We start from the raw sequence: 19393 nt of genomic DNA on the forward strand, positions 1-19393 counted from the left end.
CAAATCATGACACAACAAGCTAGCGCATACTTGAATGGAATAAACGTAGTAGGATTCTTATATTTTTATTATATTTGTTCACATTTTAATTATGTTCACGAATAATGAACAATATAAAAACGTGAACAATTACAAATAAGCGTAATGAAGGAGGAGGAAATAATACATAAAGCCTTTGACAGGTTAGATAAGAATGTAATCGTTTTTTTGAATTGGGAAACTAAGGAACAAAGAAATGATATGAATATCGATGGACTTTTAAATTTCTTGGTTAACGACCACAAACTTAAGTTTAATGTTGAAATCAAGAAAGATGTCAAGAATCATCAACTATATAACCTGATTGAAAATAAAAATCATTTCAAAGATTTTCTTTTGGTTGCTGAGAAACTGTACCCAAAAACTAAAAAAGAACTAAGAGAAAATGACATAAATTATCTCGAGGCCAATGGCAATGCTTATATAAACCAGAACAATGTATATCTATTCATTGATACGAACAAACCTCTAAAAACCCGAAAAGAAAAAGGGAATAGGGCCTTCACTAAAACTGGATTGAAAGTAGTGTTTCATTTTTTGATAGACCCACAACTAATAAACCGGACACAAAGGGAAATTGCAGACTTGACCAATGTCGGACTTGGTAATATTCCTCAAGTGATTAATGGCCTATGGGAAACTGATTACCTATTGAAACTGAATACCAAAGAATATGTAATCAATGGTTACGAAGAATTATTGGATAAGTGGATAGCTGAATTTGACCAAACATTAAGACCTACATTATTTAAACAAAGGTTTCGATTTCAAAATAGAGATTTAAACTGGAGAGAAATTGATTTAAATACAAATAAGACTTTGTGGGGAGGGGAACCAGCAGGCGACTTATTGACCAACTATTTGCGTCCGGAAGAATTCACTTTGTACACCACCGAAACAAATAAGGATTTAATGATTAACTATAGATTAGTACCGGATGAAGATGGAGAAATATTCGTGTATGAAATGTTTTGGAATACCAAATTTAATAACAAAACCGTCCCAAAGGAATTAGTCTACGCAGATTTAATGATAACAAACAACCAAAGATGTAGGGAAACTGCAAAAATGATTTTTGATGAACGTATCAAACCAAACATATAAAGAGCTATCCATTCCATATTTCAAAGAAGTCTTTGATTGTATCGACGGAGTAATGAAAAAATTAAATGTCCCCTATTACTTAATAGGTGCCAGTGCAATTGCATTAGAACTGTTAAAAGACGGTATCAAACCGAGTAGAGGAACAAAGGATATTGACTTCGCCATAATGATTTCATCCATCCAAGAATTTGAGGCCGTTGTAAGTGAATTGGCAGAACATGGGTTTAACAAAGTTGAAGCTCCTTGGACTTTATACAATCCCAAATTCAATATTGTAATCGACCTATTGCCTTTTGGGGAAATCGAGGAAAAGTTCACGGTTAACTTTAACGAGCGTCATACTGATCTACACGTACTCGGGTTTAGTGAAGTCCTTGAAGCATCAACTAGCGTCCAAATAGAGGAAAAATCCATCAACATACCTTCTCTACCTGGCATGGTAATTTTGAAGCTAATTGCTTGGAGCGATAGGCCGGAAGAAAGAGACAATGACTTATACGATATCCTAAGAATAATCGAGCACTACTTTGATTACAACTATGACGAAATAGTGGAACATCATAATGATACCTTTCCAGAGAATGACGAACTCGACCAACTCAAAGTTTCTGCAAGGGTATTGGGAAGAAATGCGAGCAAGTTTTTAACTATTTCCGAACCAATTAACGAACGAATACTAGCAACTATAAATAAGAATATCATTGATGCTAAAGAATCATCCATTGCCAAGCAATGGGTCAAAAATAAGGATTGGGATTTGGAGTATGCCGTGGAACTTTTGGAGGAGTTTAAGGAGGGTTTAACAGAAGTGAATTTATAATGGCTAAGTACACAACTATCCCCGATGCCGACTTATCAAGTGCAGGTGATGATTTCCATATTCTTTGGGCAATTAAAAAATCACTTGATCTATTAAACTTCGATGAAAATGGTCTGAAAGCTTTAGGTATAGAGGGGGTTGAACAATCGCTATCCAACAAAATTGACCCTCATGGCGAGAAATTACTAGGTATTGATTTGATTGAATATTATGGGGGAGAACATTTCTTAGAAGCGAAAAGGGTAGTAATCTCCCAACTAAAATACAGTACTCGAAGAGCTCTAGAAAACTGGACATTCTATCAACTTTATAAGGGAAAAAAAGGCAAGTCAAACAAAGGTTCAATAGTTCACAGACTTGCCAGTATATACAAAGTTCTGTTGACTGAGTTCGGCAGAGATTTAGTATTACAAAAGGTCAAAATAAAGTTTGTAAGTAATAGGAATATGAACCCCGACCATTTAAAATCACTAATCGATGTTCAGGGTAAACTATCTTCGTCCATCAAAAAGAAAACAAGCTTTAATAAAATACTGAACAATCTCCCCAAACATCGGAATAGCTTAAAGAAGTTATTTGAAGCATCGGAGCTGAAGTTAACCGAATTCTCTGATTTTGTCAGTTTACTTGATTTTGAAGATTGTGGAGCTAACTCTAGAGATTTACTAGAAAAGGAGCTAGTAGTAGCAATCAGCAATACAAGTGTCTCTTCCAAGCATCAATTTAATGGCTTCTCAAGATTGATTTGGAAAAAAATGATGCCTGAGTCCAAATCAAATACAAGAATTACATTAATAAATGTTATTGCGAACCTTGGATTCAATAACGGTAGTTTAGAAAATCTTTTTCCGGTTCCTCAGAGATTTGAGAAATTAAAAAAATCAATCAAACGAGAGCAATTAGATGATATAATAAGCACAATCGAGAGTTCAAAAGACATCCCTATTTGCCTTCATGGAGGAGCAGGAATAGGCAAATCAACAATTGTTCAGCAAATAAAAGGACATATTCCAGATTATTGTGAATGTGTTATCTATGATTGCTATGGCAATGGATCATATTTAGATTCTTCTGACCGTAGACATTTGCATAGAAATGCATTAGTACAAGTCACAAATGAAATTGCAGAAAAGACAGGCGTAGATTTTTTAATCTCGAAAAATGAATCTGATGAAACTTATGTCAAAGAGTTCAAAAGAAGACTAAATGATGCCTTAAACATTTTAAAACAAAGAAATAAAAATGCTTATTTAGTTATTATCATTGATGCTGCTGACAATAATGTTACGGCGGCAAAGAAGAGGGAAGAGAGTTCTTTTGTCCATGATATGCTAGAAGAAACATTACCCATAGAATGTAAACTTATTGTCACATGTAGAACTCACAGAAAAAACACACTTAAACTACCTCATAAATATTGTGACATACAAATATCTCCCTTTACCAATGACGAGACCGAAATTCACATAAAATACTTTTTACCTGATAGTTCGGATGAAGAAGTCTCCGATTTTCATGAGCTAACTAAAGGTATTCCAAGAGTCCAATCTTATTCTATAGGCTTAAAACAGCAAGGAATTAGTGAAATCATCAATTATCTACGGCCAAATGGCAAAGTAGTTGAAGATATTATTGAGGAAAGAATAAATGAGGCTATCAAAAAAATTGGATCTAACGGTCGAGAATTAATAGATAATTTCTTTGTTAACCTAATTACCCTTCCAAGGCCGGTACCTGTAGAATATATATCTAGACTCCTTGATGAACCCGTAGAGCTCTTTAATGATTTAGCATCTGATATATGGCATGGTCTAGTATTGGACAACGATAAATTTAGTTTTAGAGATGAGGACTTTGAAAATTACGTCCGGGGAGTTTACATTGTAGGCGATTCTAATCTAAATAAAATTGCTAACCTGTTTATTGAAAAGTCAGATGAGGATGAATATGCTTCTATTAATCTTGGAAATATTTTATTTGAAGCAGGGCTTAAAGAGGATTTGAAGAATATAGTTCTTGAAGAAAAATTTCGCTCACTACCAATCGACCCTGTTCGAAATAAAGAAACCTATATAGGTAGAACAAAGTTAGCATTAAAGGTTTCGGATAGTGACACAGATAACATTACTTTTTTTAAGCTACTTTTTATTGCTGCTGAAGAATCAAAAAATGATAAGGCACTAACGAACCTTTTAATAAATAATCCAGATCTGGTAATCCAGTTTGGCGATGATTCTTCATTATTGAAATTAAGTAATAATTCGGAAGGCAAGGCTTGGGGTGGCTCTTTCCATCTTAAGTTAGCTGGTATCTATTCTAGAATTCCAAGCAAAAAAGAAATCAGCAAAAATCATTTACAGACCGCCCATAAATGGTTGAATTGGAAGTACACTTCTTTAACTGAAGATGAACGACACGAGTATCCAGTAAGTCTTCAAGACATTGCTTTTGAAACGGAGTCAATACTAAGAACCTATGGAACAAAAAAAGCATTTGATTCATTATGTAGATGGATACCAAAGTCAATCCACGTAGCGAGCGGCGATTTATTTTTGGAAAACACCCTATTCAATTCTAAGGAAAAGGAAATAAAAGAATGGACAAATAACTTGGAGCTACCTTTTTTGGCTAAAATCTTTTTAATCAATAAACTCTTCAAGTTTAATAGGTCAATCGGTCATTTCGATTTTGAACTTATTGTTGAGTTTTTGAAAAAAGTTCTGAACAAAAAGATAGATTTTGAAAATTCATTTTATGCCGCAATAGTTGACTTTTGTGAAATATTAATCTCTGCAACAGATGTTTCTCAAGAAGAAATATCAAAGATTTTGGATTCCATTACCTACAAAATTCCAAACCGCGTTCCTCATTTCTCAACTACCTATGACCACTACAAAGATTCGCAATTGGAGTTTGAAATCAGTCTCAAACTAGAGACTTTGAAATCCTCATTGAGCAAAAAGGCTACTCTTCTTGATGACTTATATCCTATAAAATTTAAGGACATTGATAAAATTAAAGATTATGAAAAAAGAAGAAGTCTTGAAAATGACAAAAATGATTTCACAAGTTTCTTCAAACATGCTATCCCTATTTTCCAGCTTAAGGCAGACAAGTTAACCGGTCGATTAAATACAAAAGAGTGTGTTTCAAAATTCTCTCAAATTTGTAGTAACATAAGAGATGATTGGAAGTTTAGACATTATTCTCATTGGGCTAACGACAGGCTTAATTATTTAGCCGGTTCTCTATTGGAGTTTGTTGTCTTATTAGATAAAAATGAAGGGTACATAGAACAAATCATTAGCTCATTTTTGAATGATAAATCAAATCAGATACGATTAAGACTTAACGTGCTTGAAAAAATATTGCATCAGTCTATTCTTCACAAACTATCCCTTAAGATTTTAGATGAACTAGACCAAATCATTTCCAATAAGACAATGTCGGCAACAGAAGCGACAGACTTGTTTATTGAGTGTTCCATTATAGCATCTAAAATTGATGCTACCGTGGGCAAATACTATTTTGACAAAGCTATTGAGGCAGTTTCAGATGTTGACTATGAAGCATTTTATCAGATTAGATGTCTATATGGATTAACCGAAAATGGGATACTAAGTCGCAATTCAAAACTTGCGTATGATTTTGCTCGTTATATTGAATATGCAGATGAAAAATTGGGCTACTATGACAAGAAACACTTTCCATTTAGCGAAGGTATAAAGGGTATTTTCAACCTCGACCCTAGCTCTGCCTTCTCAACAGTTAGCCGATGGCATCATAGAAATGTTATTGAATTAAACCGTTACATTATACCTATAATCAATACATCATTAAAGAACAGAATCATAAGCCATAATATAGCTGGAGCTCTCCTACCCCTAAACACTCATTATTATCATGATGAGATAATTGAAATCTATAAAAAGGTCATCTCCCAATATAAGCTGAATACTGATGATAAAAACCTAACGAACTTCACAAAGACAATATTTAGAAACTTAAAGCTAGATAAGAACTTGGCTTTGATTGAAGCATTGTATAATGAAGTAAAGGATAGTAAAAGGCTGTTTCCAAATCTAGTTCAAGAAATTGAAGAATATAAGGAATTCAGAAACGACCTTAAGAATGAGAAAAAATCCGAATATGGAAATAATTATAAGAAAGAAGAACATGAGCATCCTATAGATTTAGCTAAAATTGACATCTTGTCCACACAAGACCTTGAGAAAGCAATTATGGAGATAGACCAAGCCGGGAATGATTATGGCACCAGATTGATAGTTGAGAATTTTTTGGCCGAAGTTAAAGAAAATTGTACCCCAAAAAATTATGTAAAACATCTTGATGCTTTGATAAACATATCTTCAGAATTATTAAACTTATATGCTTTTGAGAATGCTTTAAAAGGGTGTCTTAACGAATGGAGTATTCATCCTTCAGTGAGAAAATGGAAAAAGGAAAGATTTAAATATGTCCTATCAAAATGGTTTAGCGAGTTCAATAAGGATGATTATTTATTATTATCCCATATTAACTCCTTTGCAAAATTATTTTCTCTCGAAGATTCCGATCTTGCAGTGACAATGAGAAACCTACTTCCAGAAAAAATAGAAAACCTTTCAGATGAGTCTATTTACGGTTCGTTTTCATTAATGAACAAAACACTCGATAAAACTGAAAATGAAAAAACAATAACATGGGTTCTTAATCGCTGGACAGCTAAAATAGATAGAAAGATAGCCGATGGTGAATGGAACGAAGACCTGTCGCCCCCAGCTAGCTCTGACCTAGCCGTTTCTGGAATATTACGATTTGTTTTAGGAAATCCAGACAAGAGATTGAGATGGAGGGCCGTTCATGCGATAAGAAGGCTCATTAATGTCGGGGAAGTTGGAATTCTCGACAATTTGTTGAATGCACAGAATAAAACTACCTGCTATCCATTTCAAAACAAGGAATATACCTATTACTGGATGTCAGCCAAACTTTACTTGTGGATTGCAATTGAAAGAGTCAGCAACGAAAATCCAAAAGTCTTAATCCATTTAAAAGATTGTTTTTATAAGGAGTTGATGAATGATAAATTACCACATACCTTAATACAGTTCTTTATCAAAAAAACTTGTCTGCAACTATATGAGCTTGACGACTCCATTTATTCTTCTATGGAACTCACGAATATTAGTAATACTTTGACTAGCAAGCTTCCTAAGATAAGCGAAGAAAAATCTGGAAAGCATAAAAGAAAGGCAAAATCGTCTTCTGAAAAGGAATGGAAATTTGACTTTGATATAATGGATACCCTGCCCTATTCTTTTAATAGACTAGGAGAATTTTTTAATGTTTCAGAATATGAAGTAGCTGATATTTGCGACAACATAATAACAGACATTTGGGGTTATAAAGGAAATGTAAATAATGACGATTATGTCAGAAATCAGACCGATCAGCGTGATTTCCCACTTTTGAGTAAACGTCATAGTAACCATCCAACAATCGAAGATTTACAAACCTATCATGAGTATCACGCGATGTTCTGTGCCGCAACTGAACTGCTGAGTAAATACTCTCTTATTAAAAGTGATTGGAACTGGGAAAATTGGGAATCTTGGTTGCCATCTAAAGCCAATACATGGGATAATTATTGGTTATCTGATTCGCGAGACCCATTGCCTTTGGAAAAAAAATATTGGCATATCGAGTATAGTAAGTTTGATAAAGGATGGAGAGACAATATTGATGAAAAAAAATATGATTTTGAGGTAGGGTTCAATCATTACTTTGGAAAAGATCAGATAACTGCTTTTTCGGGAGGCACAAGACATTATGGAGAAAACTATGAAGCTGTATCAATACGGTCAGCCCTAGTTTCCAATAAAGGTTCTGATGCCCTTTTGAGAGCTTTTCAATCAGCAACAAATAGTCACGATTATTGGATACCTTTCGAAGAAGATGAAGATAGGTTCGAAATAAATGAATGTGGGTTTGAATATTTTGGATGGTTAAGCAACCCAAGGTCAGAAGTGGATGGTTTAGACAAACACGACCCTTTGGCTGCGGACATTGCAAAAGACTATATTACGTTCGGAAAAATAGTACGAGATTCTTTTGATATCACTTTACAAAAATCCTATAAGAAAACTTTTTTGAAAAACAAGCTTATAGCTGAATATCAACATTGGAGTGAAATAACAGAATATAAACATCACGGTCAAGTTGAAAGCGACGGAGTGCTCTTTAGGGTAGACATTAATTTTCTTCTAGATTTCCTCAATAAAGTTGATAGATGCATGATTATTAAGTGCGAAATAGATAGACAATTAAAAGAACGAATCTATGGGCGGGATAGATGGGAATTGAAATTAAAGAACAACGTGAAAATTTATTTAATAAAACCAAATGGCATCGTCAAAACACTCGGAGGAAGAGATTTTAAAATTAGGAAAAAAGCTAATTCAGGAACTGAAGCTTGAGTATTCGGTAAATACGTTAGCAAGATGGTTAGTTCATTACCTCGCCGAACTGATAGATAATATTGAAAATTGTAAGTCTCCGAAAAGAAAGAAGCAATTACAGAAAGAATGTTGCGAACTAATCCTCAAACTTTGGAGTAATAAAGAATTTCTCCCTATAACTAAACCCCTACAGAGTTTACAGCCAATACTAGAAATCCTTGAAGTTTTCAAAGAACGAGACTATTTAATTTCCCCTAGATGGCTTGAATATCGGCCATTACCAAGAGATAATGCTTGGGCAAACTTTATTGATGTAGTCAAAAATAATACTGAAAATATTTTCAATAAATCAATAGAACTACATTTGAATAGCGATTTGATGTTCAAGGATGAACAATGGTTAAATGAACATAAAGAATTTTTAACCAAAACGGAAAGAGAACTCCTTACCCAATTGGATACGATGATAGCGATGAAAGGAAGCAGTTCAATAGACTTTGACAAGGTCAAAACAAGTTCTATTGAGGAAAGGTTCAATCACATCTTCGATGACTTAGAAGAGCTCATTGAGGGACAGAAAAAGGAATTGTTAAGATTGAAAGAATCTGTTAGACAGACATTATCTAAAAATTAGTTATCGTCATCTATTATTTCTATAAAATCCTCAATTACTACTCTTTTTCGTTCATCTAAAAGAAATGGGGAATCATCTGCCACTTTGACTCTTCTATAATCAAATTTAGGCTCAATATTCATTTTTAGAATGCCTTCTTCCTTGAAGTTCTTTGAAACTAATTTCCAGGGAATTTCAATTGTTCTTTCTTCAGCTATTGGCTTAACAAAAATTGGTTTAGATCGAAAGCTGTCATCTCCTACCAAAATTTTCTTTCGCGGTTCTATTTCCACTAGATGGTTCTCTGTGTCAATATAAGTATCGTGATTTATAGTTCGATATGATGGAATAATAAAATTTCCTTTTCTTTCTTTGTTTTCATCTGACAATTCAACAATTTCCTCTGGATAGTGTATGGTAAGCTTCCAGTGTTCTAAAGGTTCTGTACCGTCATTTACTAACAGTATCTTGCTTTCAATAAAACTCCTATTTAATTCGGTACGATTAGCTGTTGAGAATCCACCGAAATCCAGAACACCATAATTCTTCCACATTTTCTCCTGCCACTTCAGTTGATTTTTTAAAATTGGAGATAGAAACCTTTCGGCATTCCTTTCCATTTCATCATACTTGCTTGCAGAAATATGTGATTTTTTTATAAATTTTGGGTACCGTGTTATTTCCGATTCACCGTTTTCAAAGGAAACAATTATGGATTGGCGTTTCTTAAAGGTTTGACTATTTAAGTAATAATCGTAGGTGGATTTATTTTCAAAGATTAAATCGACAATATCCTCCCAAGAATAGATATGTACTTCAAACAAACTAATCTGTAAATGTTCAATATTTTTTTTCCTAATAATGGCCTCTACCCTACTATCTTTGAGAGCCGTAGTAGCAAAATACATTTTCTTCAATTTTGGCTCGAAGCGTTTTGCCTTTTCAATTTCTGTTACAATTTCCTTTTTTGTCAGCTGATTATCGTTGTATTCGCTTTTACCTTTACATTGAATTCCGTAGTAGCCATTCTCGCCGACAGGCATACCAACAATATCAATTCCTAATTGATTTTGACCAGAGCGTCCATTTTTCTTTATTTCGGGACAATTCCATATTTCTCCCCATAGTTTTTTGCAAAGGCTTTCAAAATCTTGCCAATTTTCTGGCTTCGGTAACGATTGGGATGCTTTCATATTATTTCAGGGCTATATAGCTAGTCTTTTAAAACATCACGGAATTTTTCCACCATCAGCTTTCTTGGAAAACGGTATTTTTCAAAACGATTGCTAATTGGAGAAAGATTATGATGAAAGTACATGTTAGCTTCCTCATGGGCTTTCTTTAAATCTGGAGTATTGATTTTCTTTTGAAAATTCATACCTCGGTGATGTTCTTCAATTATTTTTCTGAGATTACCGTCTTTTGTTTTTAAATGAGGTAACCAATAGATCAAAGTATCCATATCAATAAAGGTTAAATCCCTAATGAGATTACGATTGTATTTGTCGGCAAGTTTTTCTTTTACCAGTTCCAAGTACCATTGATTTAAAATGTAATTCATACCTGGAATTTCAAAAATTCTATCGCTAACTAAAAGTATTGGATAAATAGTCAGATTCTTTTTTTGATTGACATAATCATCATAGGGGAATTTATTTTCTACAATTTGCTCAATGGATTTGATCAATTGACCGATTCCTACAGCCCGAGTATCATCCTTCAAAAACTTTTTTTTCAAAAGCTTCTTTATTTCAGCTATGTCGGAAGAACTTTTGATGCCGGCTGCAACAAGGATGTCCTTGTTTTCGAAAAGATAAATCTTATTACCATGTCGCACGTAGTAGTCTGGTTCATTATCTCTTGTATCAGCAATTTGTCTCTTGACCATATACTTCCAATGGAAAACTTCGTCGAGGACTTTCTTCATCAAAAACTCTTCCGAAAACTCGGTGTTATAAAAGCCAAAAAACGAACCATCCTTCGGCCCTAATTTATGATACTTATTGTAAGCGTCCTTCATTATAAAACGGACACTCTTAAAAAACTTATCTACTGCAAAGAAATAATCGATGATAGAAAATGTGTTTTCATCTATTTCATAGATGGGATAATTTTTAAGGTTTGTAAAATCCGCTGATTCCTCGATTTCTGCCGATGCTAAGCTTTTCAGGAACTTTAAGTTATCTGGATCTTCCAAACTGAATTTATAACTATTATTAAGTTTCAATCTCAACAACATGGCAAAGAGAAGCTTGACCTGTTTTCTCAATTCTTCGATGTCACTTACCTTAAAAGTGATACATAATGCATTCTGCAAGTAATCATATTCGGTTTTTGATGCCAAAAACGCTAACAAATACTCGAACTTAGTCAAAGTAGCATACACCAATTTTCCAAATTCCAAATCGGTATGAGAATAAATGCCAATATCCGCAGAAGAAAATGACATGGTAATAAGCATTTCGGCCATTCTGTCAATGTTATCTTGTGCATCGCCAAAGTTTTGCTTCTCATTTACCTCTTTGTTAATAATTAAGAATGCTTTTAGAATGTTGAGCTCATCATCTGTTACATGATTATTAGTATTACCATCCAATAAATCGGTACGATTGGCTAATATAATTTCAGCTAGTCTTAAACTAGCCTCTCTAGAGATGACTTCTGGTTTTTCAGGAATTTCATTTTCCTTACCATATTTTGTAACCCTCTGAATGATATCCCAACTTACATCGGGGTCAGTAATAAAATTATCGAAATTAGGCTGCGGATCTGTTGTCGTAAAACCAATTACTCCTAGCAATGTTGAAGAAGAAACTTTGCTTAAATAATAAGTAGCATCTTTCGGTTCTTCATCAGGAAAAATATTCTCAAATTCAAGTCTTTGAACAGTTCTAATCATATGAGAATTATGAATTCTATTACCGAATAACCTATTATATAGTCTTTGCAAGCAACGCATATCATCTGATGTTAATTTAAATTAAGTATAAGAAAAAACAAAATGTTGTACCTATGTTGTACCCAAATAAAAAAAGCCGACTCCTAAAAGTCGGCTTTTCCTTTGTACAGGCGGAGAGACTCGAACTCTCACACCTTGCGGCACTAGATCCTAAGTCTAGCGTGTCTACCAATTCCACCACGCCTGCATTTCCCAAAATCAAATTGGGATGCAAATATAAAGCAAATTTTGAAATCTCTAAATTTTAAAACTACTAAAACGATCTTTTTTGTATTTTTAAAAACTACCCTAATTTCGTACCATGCAAAATGTACAGAAATACCTTGCTCAAAACAAGGATCGATTTTTAGAAGAACTTATCGAATTACTTAAAATACCGTCAATTAGTGCCGACTCTGCCTTCTCGCAAGATGTTATAGATACTTCGGAAGCAGTAAAGGCTGCTCTAGAAAAAGCAGGTTGTGATCTGGTCGAAATTTGTGAGACCGATGGCTACCCCATCGTTTATGGGGAAAAAATCATTAATCCTGATTTACCGACCGTTCTGGTTTACGGGCATTATGATGTTCAACCGCCCGATCCGGTAGATTTATGGAACTCTCCCCCATTCGAACCTGTAATCAAAGAAACCCCCATACACCCTGAGGGTGCCATTTTTGCCAGAGGGGCCTGTGATGACAAAGGGCAGATGTACATGCACGTGAAGGCCTTGGAGTTTATGGTGAAGACCGACCAACTGCCGTGCAACGTTAAATTCATGATCGAAGGCGAAGAAGAGGTCGGCAGCAATAATCTGGGAGTTTTCGTTGCGGCCAACAAAGAAAAATTGGCCAACGACGTAATCTTAATCTCAGATACGGGAATGATCGCCAACGATGTACCTTCGATTACTACCGGACTAAGGGGGCTAAGCTATGTAGAGGTTGAAGTAACCGGACCCAATAGAGACCTGCACTCGGGACTTTACGGCGGGGCCGTGGCCAACCCCATTAACATTTTGGCCAAGATGATCGCTTCCCTACACGATGAGAACAACCATATCACCATTCCGGGGTTTTACGATAAGGTAGATGAACTTTCTGAGCAAGAGCGTGCCGAAATGGCCAAAGCTCCGTTCAGTCTAGAAAAATATAAAAAATCATTACAAATAAATGCCGTACATGGTGAAGAGGGGTATTCGACCAACGAAAGAAACTCGATTCGCCCAACTTTAGATGTAAATGGTATTTGGGGCGGTTACATCGGTGAAGGAGCCAAAACGGTAATTGCCAGCAAGGCCTACGCAAAAATATCTATGCGACTGGTTCCCCATCAAGATTGGCAAGAAATTACAGAACTCTTCAAGACCCATTTTGAAAAAATAGCCCCAAAGAGTGTAACTGTAAAAGTTAAGCCTCACCATGGTGGACAGGGATACGTTACCCCAATTGATAACACGGCGTATCAAGCAGCGGCCAAAGCCTATGAAACCACTTTCGGAAAAACTCCGGTACCGCAGCGAAGTGGTGGCAGCATCCCCATTGTTTCGCTGTTTGAAAAAGAGTTAAAAAGTAAAACCATTCTTATGGGGTTTGGGTTGGATAGTGACGCCATACACTCCCCTAATGAACATTTTGGGGTCTGGAACTATCTCAAAGGCATCGAAACCATACCGTATTTCTATAAATACTTTACGGAGATGAGTTAAGTTTTCAAGATGGTTGATGGTTGAAAAACAAATTTTGATTAAATAACTCGTAGAGCTGCAGAAATGACCATAAAATTTATCGACTTAGTACAAACTAATAGAGGCAAATCAAGAATCGAATTTCTTCAAATTGAGGTTTTTGACATTCTTGCTAATCGATTTAATTTTCGCGTTATTAACTTTAATGGAAAAGAGTTATTTCTTGAAAGGATTAATGACCACTATCAAATAGTGCCTTTTCAAAAACTAAAGGATAAGTTTTTAGATTATCTCCGTAATAATATTGAAATAGAAAAGTTACCAAGAAATATTAGCCACAAAAACTTGATAAATAACTACTACAAAAAGAATCCAATAACTAAAAGTTACGCAAGAAATTATTTCAAATACAAATTACCGTTAAATGAAAAGGACTATGTTTTAAAAAATTCATTCCTCCATCCTATTTCCTAAGTCCTGTGAAAAACTAACTCTTCTTCACATACTTAGTGATAATCACGATTTGCTGGCCGTCTACTTTACCCTCAATGTACTCGGCATTCTCACGATCTAAAGAAATCCGACGTACGGCCGTCCCCTGTTTGGCCACCATACTTGAGCCCTTAACTTTCAAATCTTTGATAAGAACAACATTATCTCCGTTTTCAAGAATTACTCCGTTAGCATCTCGGTGAATAATTTTTTCGCTATCTGAAAGTCCCTCACCGGTGGCTTTGGCCCAATTCAGCACCTCATCCTCCAAATACATCATATCCAACAAATCTTTTGGCCAGCCTTCATTTTTAAGTCGTGAAAGCATGCGCCACGCTACCACCTTTACCGCTTCATGTTCGCTCCACATACTATCGTTCAGACATCGCCAATGATTGGCATTCATCGTATCGGCATTTTCAATTTGGTTCTTGCAGGTCGCACAGACCAATATGCTGCCATCAAGTCCTCCAGTCGAGACTGGCGGTACTTCATATATTTCTAACGACAAATCACTCGCACATAATTCACAAACCGAACCGCTTCTTTCTTTCAATTCATCTAAGAGACCCATCAACGTGTTTTTTTTAAGTTGCGGCAAACTTAGGTTATTTTAACGCTATTCGACATCATTTAGAAATGATAAGATCATTCTTTAATTAGTTTAATATCAGTAAAATTTTGTAAATTACTATGAAACCTAATTGATATGAGCGGGCATATTATTGACATGGTAAATCGCATTAAGCAGAACAAGATTCCGAAAAGGAAGAAGTTTCAAGGCGACAATCGGAGCTTGCTCTCTTTAGAAAGCTCAACGGGTATAACACATTATAATTTTCCTTCGGTAAGTACTCAGAAATTAGAAGAAATAAAGAGCAATATAAGACAAGAGGCGGTTATTCGAAGAAGAAATTCATATCTCTTACTTGGCTTCTGTATTTTAATTACCATCGTCTTAGGACTGATTTTCTTAGATTCTTATAAATATCACTTTTAGTTATTGGTCAAATTTTTTAACTCTACGTTTGTAGAATATAAAATTTTACTCTATATTTGTAGAACATAAATATAGAGTGCCATGCAATTGTCTAAAGCGGAAGAAGAGTTAATGAATATATTGTGGAAGCAAAAAAAGGCTTTTATGAAAGACCTTTTAGAGGCTTACCCCGAGCCTAAACCTGCCACGACAACTATTGCCACCCTGCTCAAGCGAATGCAAGATAAAGGTTTCGTAGCCTACAATTTAGAAGGGCGCTCTAGAAAATATCACCCCTTAGTCAAGAAAAAGGACTACTTCTCGAAACATGTAAACGGACTTATTCGCAACTTTTTTAATGATAGTCCGGGGCAATTTGCTTCCTTCTTCACGGAAACCACCGATTTAAGCAAAGAAGAATTGGAAGATTTACGTAAACTGATAGACAACGAAATCAAAAAGCGCTGATTATGTTACTCTACCTTTTAAAATCGGCAGCGTGTTTGGCCGCATTTATGGCCCTCTACAAATTGCTTTTGGAGCGGGAACCCATGCACCAAATAAAAAGGTTCTATTTATTGGCCGCAATAGTGCTATCGTTTGCCATACCGCAAATCATTTTCGTAGAATATGTAGAAATGCCGGCAAACTCCGTTGGCAGCGATTACTTAGTACAGGCAACTGAACTTGGCCCGACCATCGAATATGCCGAAGAAGAGCCGTGGGATTGGTGGCAATTAGTACTGCCCATTTATTTATTGGGATTTGTCTTTTTTACGATTCGTTTTGTCGTCCATCTTAGTTCACTCGTAAAAAATATTAGGAACAACCCTAAAGTAAAAACAAGGTCTTGGGTCAATGTTTTGCTGGAAGACTTTACCCCACCCTATACCTTTCTCCATTACATCTTTTTGAACAAAAAGAGATTTGAGAACAAGGCAATACCCGAAGAGGTATTACGTCATGAAGCGGCCCACGTAAATCAAAAACATAGTTTAGATGTACTGTTCATAGAGCTTCTACAAATTATCTTTTGGTTCAATCCGTTAATTTTCATTCTAAAAAAATGGATCAAACTGAATCACGAATTTTTAGCGGACCAAGCTGTTCTAAAGCAAGGAACGCCCACAAATGAATATCAACATACCCTTTTAAAGTTTGCCTCATCAGCAACCAACAATCATCAGTTAAACAGAGTTTATTCATCAATCGGTGCAGAGGGAATCCAAAGCATCAAAAAACGATTCATCATCATGAAAAAAAAATCATCAAAAAAATCACTTGTCTTACGAAGTTCCCTAGTGCTCCCGCTTACCACATTTCTTCTATTTGCGCTTAGTACCGTTAAAGAGGTTTATATACCCCTTGAAACTTCGGAAGATAGCACAGAATACTATGCAAGAAGCTTGAGTATAGAAATTCTAGGAAATGATAACTACTCAGTAGAAGGAATAAACGTAGATAAGAACAATTTCTTAGAAATTGTCAATGAGTTCAACACGGATATTAATACTGAAATACGAAACAAAATTTTAAATATTCACCTGTCCTCGTCAAAGGATATTCCAAAAAGCGAGGTATGGTTTATATATAATTCTTTATTTAAATATGGTTTTTATCGCATTGTCGGCCCGAATCAAGAGATAATCAGAGAAAAAGGAAATACACCTATTTCTATTGAAAATAATTATCTCTCGGGAAAGGAAGTTGAAAACTATAATGTAATGGCAACCAAGTACAACGCTATACCTCTTCGTGAACGTAAAATACCATTAAACGACTTGCGCACGCTTGAAGTCATTTACAAAAAAATGTCTGCAAGCCAAAAGGAGGAAGCGCAACCGTTCCCTGAATGTTACAAAGGAAACAATCAACAGCAACAAACTATAGACCTCATTGAAATCGCTGTTAACAAGGAGGGAAAGTTGCTTGTAATCGATAAACTTATACAACTAGAAAATCTAAAAAAACATCTGGAGGAACTGAACACGGCCGATACCTTTAAAGAAAGAGAAAAAAGCCTAAGAGTAATTATTACTGCGGATTCAAATGCCCCTAAGGAGGTATTAGAACAAATCGACTCCATTATTTCCGATTTTGGGGCTACAACGGTGAATATCATGCAACATCGAGCCTTTGACCAGGAATCAAGTATAACTAAAAACGAGCTGAAGGAATACAATTCTTTGGCAAAGAAGTACAATAGGATGTTGGAAAAAAAGGGGAGCATACGCATTCTAAAAAGGGATGTGGACCGAATGGAATATCTCTTCAGCAACATGTCCGAAGAACAGCGGGCAAATGCTGAGCCTTTTCCAAATTTTCCTGAACCGCCGGCACCACCTACACCCCCTTCGCCTCCAGAAGAAGCTATTGAGATTCAGCAAGAAGTAGAACTAGCAACGGAAATCAATGAAAATGTGGTGGAAGAGATTCTTATAAAAGAGAATGCTTCAGACACCCAATATGCCAACTATCACATAGAAAAAATAATCGAAACCCAAGACCCTTACGATAATGTACACCAGAATGCATATAACCTAAATACAAATCATCAAAAAAATGACTTAAATACCACTTGGAGTTTTGACATGCAGGATGAAAACGTAAATATTTATCTCAACGGTACAAAAATTAGTTATCACGAATTTGTTCGAATGCAAGAGGAAGGTGAGATTAAAAGTATAACCGTAACCAAAAATCCAAAAGGCGAAAACAGCATTAACATTATAGAATTGAACAATTCTGATTCGAAGTCTATCAAACCGGCTGCACCTACCGCACCGCCAAAACCACTTACCCCTATTGAACATGTTCAACAAATGGCAAAAAAAGGAGCCACATTCATATTCAAAGGAAAAGAAATCAGCTCTGAAAAGGCTATAAGCCTTTTGAAGAAAAACAAAAGTATAAACATAGATTCCCGCAATAAAAAAGGAGAAAAACCAGTACTAAGACTTAGCGAAGAACCTATTCGCATCGACTAAGGGTCCAGTTCTTGTAAATATGTTAAAGCCTTCATCTTGAAGGCTTTTTTTGTAACAAATTGCAACTGTAACATACTAATCGTCACCAAAAGTCAGTTACCCTATTGAGGCCCAATCTGTATTGAGCTAGGCTTCACAACAATTCATCAATCAAAATCATCACATCATGTTACAACGATTCTTCATTCTCTGTTCAGGAGCAGATACCGATATTCTTAAAACCTGTTCCAAAGGCGAACAAAACAAATATGCAGGTATCGGCGCCACTGTTTTCTTTACGGCCGTAATGGCCTTTATTGCCTGTAGTTATGCCCTCTATACGGTTTTTGACAATATATACTCCGCCATCTTCTTCGGGATTATTTGGGGGCTCTTAATTTTCAATTTAGACCGTTTTATAGTTTCCACTATCAAGAAAAGAAAAAGCTTCGGCAGTGAGCTGCTTCAGGCCACTCCACGAATTATTTTGGCGGTTATTATTGCCATTGTAATTTCAAAACCTTTGGAAATGAAAATTTTCGAGAAGGAAATTAACCAAGTTTTACTTAAAGAGAAAAATGAAATGACTTTGGCCAACAAACAGCAGCTGGCGCAACAATATACACCCACTGTTGAAAAACTCAATCAAGATATTGCCCAATTAAAAGCGGAAATAACCGCCAAAGAAGCCTCGACCGATGCACTATACGATGTTTACATTTCAGAAGCGGAGGGTACTGCTGGTACCGGTTTGCTCGGCAAAGGCCCTGTCTATAGCGAAAAACGTAATAAACATGACGCTTCATTGGCTGAATTGAACGATTTAAAAGAATCTAATGCCCAAAAGATTGTGTCCATTGAGAATCAAATAACACAACTGAATGATGCGTATGCCGAAACCGTACAGAACACACAACCCATCATTGATGGTTTTGATGGACTAATGGCTCGTAATAATGCCTTGGAAAAACTACCTTGGTTACCTTCCTTTTTTATATTTCTGCTATTCATGGCCATAGAAACATCGCCCATAATAGCAAAGCTGCTAGCACCAAAGGGAGAGTATGATCTAAAGCTCGAAGATGAAGAAACCACCCTTCGAACTTGGGTAACCCAAAAGGTTTTACAACGTGAAAAGATTCTAGCTACCGATACAGAACTTAATGAAAAAATCTATGGTGAAATTGCTGAGGAAGAAGCGGTATATACTTATAAGAAAGAAAAAGCCGAAGTACTTTTAAAACGACAAGCAGATGCTTTTCAAGAGACCCAGCTTAAAAGTCTATAAACCGAA

Annotated in this window: 12 protein-coding genes and 1 tRNA gene; 9 read left to right on the forward strand and 4 right to left on the reverse strand. The window is 35.6% G+C overall.

The features are described from left to right. Positions 1 to 144: 144 nt before the first annotated feature. Genes IV512_RS14890 through IV512_RS14905 form a run of 4 tightly spaced genes read left to right on the forward strand, consistent with a single transcriptional unit; the run spans position 145 to position 9058 of the window. A complete protein-coding gene (locus IV512_RS14890; RefSeq protein WP_209404744.1) occupies positions 145 to 1143 on the forward strand; it encodes a type IV toxin-antitoxin system AbiEi family antitoxin in 999 nt (332 codons plus the stop codon). Next, a complete protein-coding gene (locus IV512_RS14895) occupies positions 1118 to 1963 on the forward strand; it encodes a nucleotidyl transferase AbiEii/AbiGii toxin family protein (protein WP_209404745.1) in 846 nt (281 codons plus the stop codon). Before IV512_RS14890 ends, IV512_RS14895 begins: the two co-directional genes overlap by 26 nt. Next, positions 1963 to 8442 carry an ATP-binding protein gene (locus tag IV512_RS14900; RefSeq protein ID WP_209404747.1) on the forward strand — a complete coding sequence of 2160 codons (6480 nt, stop codon included), beginning with the start codon at positions 1963 to 1965 and terminating at the stop codon, positions 8440 to 8442. The genes IV512_RS14895 and IV512_RS14900 overlap by 1 nt, the downstream gene beginning before the upstream one ends. Beyond that, positions 8369 to 9058 carry a hypothetical protein gene (locus IV512_RS14905; RefSeq protein WP_209404750.1) on the forward strand — a complete coding sequence of 230 codons (690 nt, stop codon included), beginning with the start codon at positions 8369 to 8371 and terminating at the stop codon, positions 9056 to 9058. Before IV512_RS14900 ends, IV512_RS14905 begins: the two co-directional genes overlap by 74 nt. Here IV512_RS14905 and IV512_RS14910 read toward each other — a convergent pair. The 3 genes from IV512_RS14910 to IV512_RS14920 form a co-directional block, all read right to left on the reverse strand. Beyond that, positions 9055 to 10230: a hypothetical protein gene (locus IV512_RS14910; protein WP_209404753.1), complete on the reverse strand. Its 1176-nt coding sequence runs from the start codon at positions 10228 to 10230 to the stop codon at positions 9055 to 9057. The two genes, IV512_RS14905 and IV512_RS14910, sit on opposite strands and share 4 nt — an antisense overlap. A 20-nt stretch (positions 10231 to 10250) precedes the next feature. Beyond that, positions 10251 to 11936, reverse strand: a complete 1686-nt coding sequence (locus tag IV512_RS14915) for a hypothetical protein (protein ID WP_209404755.1) — start codon at positions 11934 to 11936, stop codon at positions 10251 to 10253. A 165-nt stretch (positions 11937 to 12101) separates the two neighbouring features. Continuing rightward, positions 12102 to 12183 (reverse strand) — tRNA-Leu (locus IV512_RS14920). Positions 12184 to 12297: 114 nt separating this feature from the next. On the opposite strand from IV512_RS14920, the gene IV512_RS14925 reads away from it, so the two are divergent. After that, positions 12298 to 13683 (forward strand): dipeptidase, encoded by a 1386-nt coding sequence (locus IV512_RS14925; protein ID WP_209404759.1) that lies wholly within the window; start codon positions 12298 to 12300, stop codon positions 13681 to 13683. Between the two features lie 466 nt (positions 13684 to 14149). Here IV512_RS14925 and IV512_RS14930 read toward each other — a convergent pair whose 3' ends face one another. Beyond that, positions 14150 to 14728: an alkylphosphonate utilization protein gene (locus IV512_RS14930; RefSeq protein ID WP_209404940.1), complete on the reverse strand. Its 579-nt coding sequence runs from the start codon at positions 14726 to 14728 to the stop codon at positions 14150 to 14152. Between the two features lie 135 nt (positions 14729 to 14863). Between IV512_RS14930 and IV512_RS14935 the strand changes: the two genes are divergently transcribed. The 4 genes from IV512_RS14935 to IV512_RS14950 all read left to right on the forward strand — a co-directional run bounded on the left by IV512_RS14935 (position 14864) and on the right by IV512_RS14950 (position 19387). Beyond that, positions 14864 to 15154: a hypothetical protein gene (locus IV512_RS14935; RefSeq protein ID WP_209404761.1), complete on the forward strand. Its 291-nt coding sequence runs from the start codon at positions 14864 to 14866 to the stop codon at positions 15152 to 15154. A gap of 81 nt (positions 15155 to 15235) precedes the next feature. Continuing rightward, a complete protein-coding gene (locus IV512_RS14940) occupies positions 15236 to 15601 on the forward strand; it encodes a BlaI/MecI/CopY family transcriptional regulator (protein WP_209404763.1) in 366 nt (121 codons plus the stop codon). A gap of 2 nt (positions 15602 to 15603) precedes the next feature. Next, on the forward strand, positions 15604 to 18120 hold the full coding sequence (locus tag IV512_RS14945; RefSeq protein ID WP_209404765.1) for a M56 family metallopeptidase: 2517 nt from the start codon (positions 15604 to 15606) through the stop codon (positions 18118 to 18120). Positions 18121 to 18286: 166 nt separating this feature from the next. After that, positions 18287 to 19387 carry a DUF4407 domain-containing protein gene (locus IV512_RS14950; RefSeq protein WP_209404767.1) on the forward strand — a complete coding sequence of 367 codons (1101 nt, stop codon included), beginning with the start codon at positions 18287 to 18289 and terminating at the stop codon, positions 19385 to 19387. The last annotated feature ends 6 nt before the right edge of the window (positions 19388 to 19393 follow it).

It is taken from the genome of Pseudozobellia sp. WGM2 (assembly GCF_017810075.1).
In the GTDB taxonomy this organism is placed as follows: domain Bacteria; phylum Bacteroidota; class Bacteroidia; order Flavobacteriales; family Flavobacteriaceae; genus JADNYK01.

Bases quoted from the DNA above. Each gene is read 5' to 3' on its own strand.
- IV512_RS14890 (WP_209404744.1), top strand. From the start codon at position 145: ATGAAGGAGGAGGAAATAATACATAAAGCCTTTGACAGGTTAGATAAG.
- IV512_RS14895 (WP_209404745.1), top strand. From the start codon at position 1,118: ATGAACGTATCAAACCAAACATATAAAGAGCTATCCATTCCATATTTC.
- IV512_RS14900 (WP_209404747.1), top strand. From the start codon at position 1,963: ATGGCTAAGTACACAACTATCCCCGATGCCGACTTATCAAGTGCAGGT.
- IV512_RS14905 (WP_209404750.1), top strand. From the start codon at position 8,369: ATGGCATCGTCAAAACACTCGGAGGAAGAGATTTTAAAATTAGGAAAA.
- IV512_RS14910 (WP_209404753.1), bottom strand. From the start codon at position 10,230: ATGAAAGCATCCCAATCGTTACCGAAGCCAGAAAATTGGCAAGATTTT.
- IV512_RS14915 (WP_209404755.1), bottom strand. From the start codon at position 11,936: ATGATTAGAACTGTTCAAAGACTTGAATTTGAGAATATTTTTCCTGAT.
- IV512_RS14925 (WP_209404759.1), top strand. From the start codon at position 12,298: ATGCAAAATGTACAGAAATACCTTGCTCAAAACAAGGATCGATTTTTA.
- IV512_RS14930 (WP_209404940.1), bottom strand. From the start codon at position 14,728: ATGGGTCTCTTAGATGAATTGAAAGAAAGAAGCGGTTCGGTTTGTGAA.
- IV512_RS14935 (WP_209404761.1), top strand. From the start codon at position 14,864: ATGAGCGGGCATATTATTGACATGGTAAATCGCATTAAGCAGAACAAG.
- IV512_RS14940 (WP_209404763.1), top strand. From the start codon at position 15,236: ATGCAATTGTCTAAAGCGGAAGAAGAGTTAATGAATATATTGTGGAAG.
- IV512_RS14945 (WP_209404765.1), top strand. From the start codon at position 15,604: ATGTTACTCTACCTTTTAAAATCGGCAGCGTGTTTGGCCGCATTTATG.
- IV512_RS14950 (WP_209404767.1), top strand. From the start codon at position 18,287: ATGTTACAACGATTCTTCATTCTCTGTTCAGGAGCAGATACCGATATT.